At 45.4% G+C, this 6128-nt stretch carries 4 protein-coding genes; all 4 read left to right on the plus strand.

Features of this window, described 5'->3' with window-relative positions:
- The coding region (locus RTR63_RS10675) for a winged helix-turn-helix domain-containing protein (protein ID WP_312524159.1) at positions 1–434 on the plus strand (434 nt) is incomplete at its 5' end.
- A complete protein-coding gene (locus tag RTR63_RS10680; RefSeq protein WP_312524160.1) occupies positions 434–2035 on the plus strand; it encodes a sensor histidine kinase in 1602 nt (533 codons plus the stop codon). The genes RTR63_RS10675 and RTR63_RS10680, both read left to right, overlap by 1 nt.
- Before the next feature lie 158 nt (positions 2036–2193).
- Positions 2194–2517: a hypothetical protein gene (locus RTR63_RS10685; protein ID WP_312524161.1), complete on the plus strand. Its 324-nt coding sequence runs from the start codon at positions 2194–2196 to the stop codon at positions 2515–2517.
- 364 nt (positions 2518–2881) lie between these two features.
- Positions 2882–6128 (plus strand): non-ribosomal peptide synthetase (locus RTR63_RS10690; protein WP_409418216.1); only part of this gene is annotated, 3247 nt, incomplete at its 3' end.

Below are 6128 nucleotides of genomic sequence, written 5' to 3' on the forward strand. Positions count from 1 at the left end.
TAATAACCGCCAATGACAATGTCAAAGAGCGGGTGCAAGCGTTGGATTTGGGGGCGGATGATTATTTGGTCAAACCGTTTGATTTGAGCGAGTTGCTCGCCCGTATTCGAGCGGTCAAACGCCGTCAGCTTGGCTATCAGTGCAATCAACTCAGTAATGACGTTTTGACCCTAGATTTGGACAGCCGTCAAGTGCAGTATCAAGGCGAATGGAAATACTTAAGCAACCGTGAATATGCGGTATTATACGCCTTAATGAGCCATGCAGGTGCAGTACAGTCACGCCAAGCGTTAGAAGAGAAAATCTACTCGTGGCATAGCGAAATTGAAAGCAATGTAATTGAATTTATCATTCATTCGTTACGCAAAAAACTGGGCAGCGATGTCATCAAAAACATCCGTGGCTTGGGTTGGTTTGTAGATAAGAAATCTTGATGCTCACGGATCCGCCCCAACCCAGCCCCTCTCACGGGGCAGCCAAGTATCAACATTCGCTGCAATGGCGATTGATTGTGACTGTGACCAGTGTGGTGTTGCTATTTATTAGCTGTGTCGCAGGGTTTAGCGCGTGGCAAGGCTACAAACAAGCCCAAAAGCTACAAGACATGAAACTAGCAAGCCTTGTCAGCCTCGCCAAAAGCCATGATTTGACCTTTGAGCGAAATCAGGTCAATGTAGATTACGATTTACCCACTCAAGTGATAAACACCGCCGACCAAACCTCCGTCAACGTCGATATTCTTAACATCGACAACGCCGCAAACCAAACCCTGATTTTTTGGCTTAGCGATAAACGCCTAGCAAACTACTTTGATGCCAACACTTTGGCAAGGCTGTCACATAAAGCCGATGGTCTGTACGACATTGTAGGTAATACAGGTCAATGGCGCGTGTATTTATTCACCGCAGACCCCAAAAATACCGACAACAATCAACTCACCACTCGGCTTTTGGTTGCCGAGAATTCAAACATTCATCATACCTTAGCATGGCAAAGTGCCAAACAGATGACTTTGCCTTTATTATTATTGATTCCACTATTGGTGTTGGTGCTGGTTTTGACCATTAATCAGCTATTTTTACCGCTGCGGACGGTGACAGAGATTTTGCAACACTCTAGTGTGTCACCCACTCGCTTTGCAACCGCTCAGCCCCAAGATTTAAGCTTACTGATTAGTGATGAGTTGGTGCAAGATTTACCCAGTGAAATTCAGCCATTCTTACGTCTAATTCAACAGCAAATCAAAGATTTGACGACCACCATGGCGATGAACCAACGCTTTGTGGCCAATGCCTCGCATCAGCTTCGTACGCCCATGACAGCAGTACTACTACAAGCCGAACAACTCAAATATCTCACAGTAGGCACAACTGATTATCAAACACGAGTGGATGAATTACTTGAGAGTATCAAACGTAATAATCATCTGATGAATCAGCTATTGTTATTGGCAAAAACCGAACAATTTCAATCCCCTGCTACCATTAGCAGCTATTCGACCACGCAAGTGATATCGCAGTTGCTCATAGACTACTATCCAATTGCCGAAAAAAAACATATCAGCTTAGGTGTGGATGACTTGCTTGATGTGCAACTGCCTATCAATGAATTGGGCTTTAAATTGATTGTGCAAAATTTGCTAGAAAATGCCATCAAATACACACCCAATGATGGCAAGGTGGATATCAGTCTGACCCAAACTAATTTACTCAATGTCAACAGTCAAATCCAACACTCCACCATAACGTTAACTGTCCAAGATACAGGGCAAGGCATTGATGAAGCTGAGCTGAGCAAGGTGTTAGAGCCGTTTTATCAAGCCCACGCTAATTTACCATCTCAGCAATCGGCTGATCCCAGTAATCCTAGTGGCTTTGGCTTGGGATTGTCAATTGTGAGTAACTTGGTCAACCATTCAGGCGGCAGTTTTCGCTTATCAAATCGCTATGACAGCCAACGCCATACCATACAAGGGTTAAATGCGTATGTCAGTTGGGATATCACGCAAGAAGCCCCAAGACTTGAGCAAAAATAATTACATTGCAATAACAATTCGACGGTTTTCAGCCCATTTTTGCTAAGTAAACGCTAAGTCAAAACACTGGATAATGACCCCACCAAATATAGCAATGCTCACAATGAGCAAGCTTATTTGCCGACACATTGACCCTTTATCTTGTAAGGATTTTTGAAATGAAAATCGCTCAAATTATTGCTTTATCTGCTGCAACGGCTATTGCCTCTGTTAGCTTCGCTGCCACGACTACACAACCAGCCGTGCCTGCGTCAAAAACTACCACAGCGGTGAAAACCACTCCAGCCACCACTGTAGCGACCAAAGCCCAAACCACCACCATTAAATCGGTCTCTAAAGCGACCAAAACCGTACCTACTAGCAAGACCACAGTTGTGACAAAAAAAGTGACCACCTCAGGGTTTAAATGTAAAGATGGCTCAATCTCAAAAGCTAAGGCAACCCGTGGTGCTTGTTCAGGTCATGGCGGTATCGCTAAATAATAGCAGTTTCGTTCTCTAATACTAACAAAAACTCGCTTTAGATATTCTCCTTACGACTGGTTTTGCCAGTCGTTTTTATTATTTAACCTCATTGTTAACGCTATTGCCTTGAGAATCAGTGTTTCTCACTACCAAAAAGAATGCAAAACGCCTAGCTATTCGGCGGATAGCTGTGACAGGGGTAACCAACTTAACTACCTGGTTTTTAAGCTAAAAATAGGGTTATTGCTAAATTGACTATATTTCTATTGATTAATAACATTTACATAAAGTTACAATGGACATCAGTATGCTAATTTTAATCTAATCTCTGACCATTACCATGTCACCAAATTACTGATTTGCTTTAAATTTGGTAGCTCTCATGAATAATCCTGTTGTATCCCCCTTCTCCCTTATACCCAACCCTAGCACTGACATCAGTCCAGCCCAACTTGCTATACCGCAAGTTAATAGCACATTGTCTATCGTGCGCGGAGCTACAGTGCCGAGCTTTTTGCGAGATGAATGTCTTGCTGATATTTTTGAAGCTACAGCACATACTTACCCAGATCAAATAGCATTGACTTTTGGTTGCAAAAGGCTGACGTACGCTGAGCTAAATACCCAAGCCGATTCGTTGGCGGATAGATTGCTTGCCAAAGGGGTAAAATCAGGGCAGTTGGTCGGGTTATGGCAAAATCGTGGCCTAGACTTGCTGATTAGTCAGCTTGCCATAGCCAAAACGGGAGCGGGGTGGCTACCGATGGATGCTGATATTCCACCAGAGCGGATTATGGTATGCCTAGAAGATGCGCATGCAGTAGGCTTGATTACCTCCGATGAGCTAAAACCTGTGGTGGCTGAGGTGTTGGCAAGTTTGCCAGTCGAGCTTTGGACAGTGGAGTCTTTGCGTGCCAGTATGCCAAATAAGAGCGACTATCCGCCACAAAACTGGCTACGCCGCGGGGCGGTCAGCATTCATGACCCTGCGTATGTGATTTATACGTCTGGCAGTACCGGCAAGCCCAAAGGGATTTTGCTGTCGCAAGGCAGTATTTGTCATTTTCTACGCTCGGAAAATGGGAGATTGGGCATCAATGCCAATGACAAAGTTTATCAAGGCTTTTCGGTGGCATTTGATATGTCATTTGAAGAAATTTGGATAAGTTATTTGGTCGGGGCAAGCCTATGGATAGCCCCAAAAGCCATTGTGGCCGACCCAGAAGCCTTGTATCAAGCGTTAAGTGACAATCAAATCACCGTGTTACACGCCGTACCGACCTTGGTCGCTCTGTTGCCAGATGATGTATCCAGTATTCGGATTATGAACTTGGGTGGTGAAATGTGTCCCGATGCGGTGGTCAGACGTTTTGCCAAACCAGACAATATTCCTAATCGTCAATTGTTTAATACCTATGGACCGACTGAAGCGACGGTTTCGGCAAGTCTTGCACTGTTACAACCCAATGAGCCTGTTACGATTGGGATTCCACTCCCCAACTATGGCATGTTAGTTCGTGGGGAGAATGGTGAAATTTTGCCGATTGATGCCACAGGTGAGTTGTGTATCTTTGGGCGTGCGGTGGCGTTGGGTTATTTGGGTCGTCCAGAGTTGACCGCCGAGAAATTTATCGACAATCCAGTCGCCAGCAATGATGACGAAAAAATCCTATATCGAACAGGTGATTTGGCAAAAATTGATGCATTTGGCAATATCTTTATGTTTGGGCGTGCCGATGACCAAATCAAAATTCGGGGCTTTCGGGTCGAGTTGGGTGAAATCGAATCGGCGTTGGTGGACATTGACAATATCGGCACATCAGCGGTGGTGCTACGTCCACTCAATGATGTAGACCAGCTAGTCGCCTTTGTGGTGGCGGATGATGCCGATAAACAAGCATCGAGTGACGGCTATAGTCAGCAAGATTTACGACATCTGCTGCGACAACGCTTGCCAAGTTATATGATGCCTGCCCGTTTTGAATGGCTCACCGATAGCCAAGTGCCCCGCCTTGCCTCGGGTAAAATCGACCGCAAAGTGCTAAAAGCCATGCCACTTGCCGGCATTCAAAGTGAGATGCAAGGCGATGAGCCAGCCGATGAAGCCGAAACCCTATTGTTTGACAAACTAAGAACCTTGCTTGGGGTGCAACAAATCTCGTTAAAAGCCGATTTTTTCGATGATTTGGGCGGACATTCGCTTTTAGTTGCTAAGTTAATTTCACAACTGCGCCAAGTGCCACAATTTAGTCATTTGACGATTGCAGATATTTATCAAGCTCGCACGGTGATAGGTATTGCCGATAAAATGCGGATAGCTACCTATGATAATCGTGGTTTACAAGGGGAGCATGCGAAAATCACTCGTTATTCGGCGAGCTTTAGCCAACGCTTGGTGGCGACTTTGGTACAGACCGCGTATTTGCCCTTTATCATCATGTTACAAATCATGAAATGGCTTGCCCCATTTTTTGTGTACAACTATTTTACAGGTAGTCCTGGCGACTCAATGTTGACAGCGATTGTATGGTCGCTATTAACCTTTTTGGCGGTGGAGTTACTCGGCTTTATGATCGCTATTGTCGGTAACCGTTTGCTGATTGCTAGAGTAACAGCAGGGCGGTATCCGCTATGGGGTAGCGTATATCTACGCTGGTGGCTGTCGGATAGATTGACTGACCTTGCACCCAGTTATCTGCTTGCGGGTTCAAGCCTGTATGTTAGCTACCTGCGAGCATTAGGGGCGAAAGTTGGTAACAATGTCAATATTGGCTCAATTACTATTCGCAATCCGCATTTACTGAGCATTGGCAATAATGTGGATATCGGCAATGGAGTCAATCTTGACAATGCGTATGTTGAAAAAGGCTGGCTACATCTCGGGCAGATTGCGTTGGGAAATGATACCTATGTCGGCTCGTACTCGGTTCTAGAAGGCAACACCACCATGGCAGACGGCAGTTATTTAGATGGTTTAGCCGCTGTGGTAAGTGGTATGCAGTTGCCAGCCAATACCGCATGGCAAGGTGCTCCACTACAACCGACCAATAAGCCTGAGCCAATGCCAGCATCACAGCCGCAAAACATCGGTATGCGCTTACACTTGTATTATTTGCTAGGTATGGTGTTGGTTGCTTGTTTGTTTTATATGCCGATTTTCCCAACCTTCATTATGGTCGATGCGTTCGATGAAAAGTTTGTGTTACCCTTCTTTCAAGCTGAAGGCTATCATTGGACGATGCTACGTTACTTTATCCTAGCCATTCCTGGAACTGCCATTATGATATTCTTGACTGTTTTAGTGTCGGCGGCCATACGTTGGCTTGCCGTGCCAAAACTGCAAGCTGGTATGCACCCTGTGCATGGCAGTCTATATCGGCGTAAATGGCTCGCCAATTTGATTCAAGAGTCGAGCCTTCAGACACTGCATGGTATTTATGCAACCGTGTATGCCCCGTATTGGTATCGCTTGCTAGGGGCTAAAGTAGGTAAAAATGCCGAAATCTCAACTGCTATGGGGGTTGTACCCGATATGCTTACCTTGGGCGATGACAGCTTTATCGCCGATGCAGTGATGTTGGGTGATGAAGAGATCCGCCAAGGTTGGATGCACCTAAAGCCTACTGTTG

Source organism: Moraxella sp. CTOTU47724, from assembly GCF_032014955.1.
Classification (GTDB): domain Bacteria; phylum Pseudomonadota; class Gammaproteobacteria; order Pseudomonadales; family Moraxellaceae; genus Faucicola; species Faucicola tetraodonis.

Bases quoted from the DNA above. Each gene is read 5' to 3' on its own strand.
- RTR63_RS10685 (WP_312524161.1), top strand. From the start codon at position 2,194: ATGAAAATCGCTCAAATTATTGCTTTATCTGCTGCAACGGCTATTGCC.
- RTR63_RS10680 (WP_312524160.1), top strand. From the start codon at position 434: ATGCTCACGGATCCGCCCCAACCCAGCCCCTCTCACGGGGCAGCCAAG.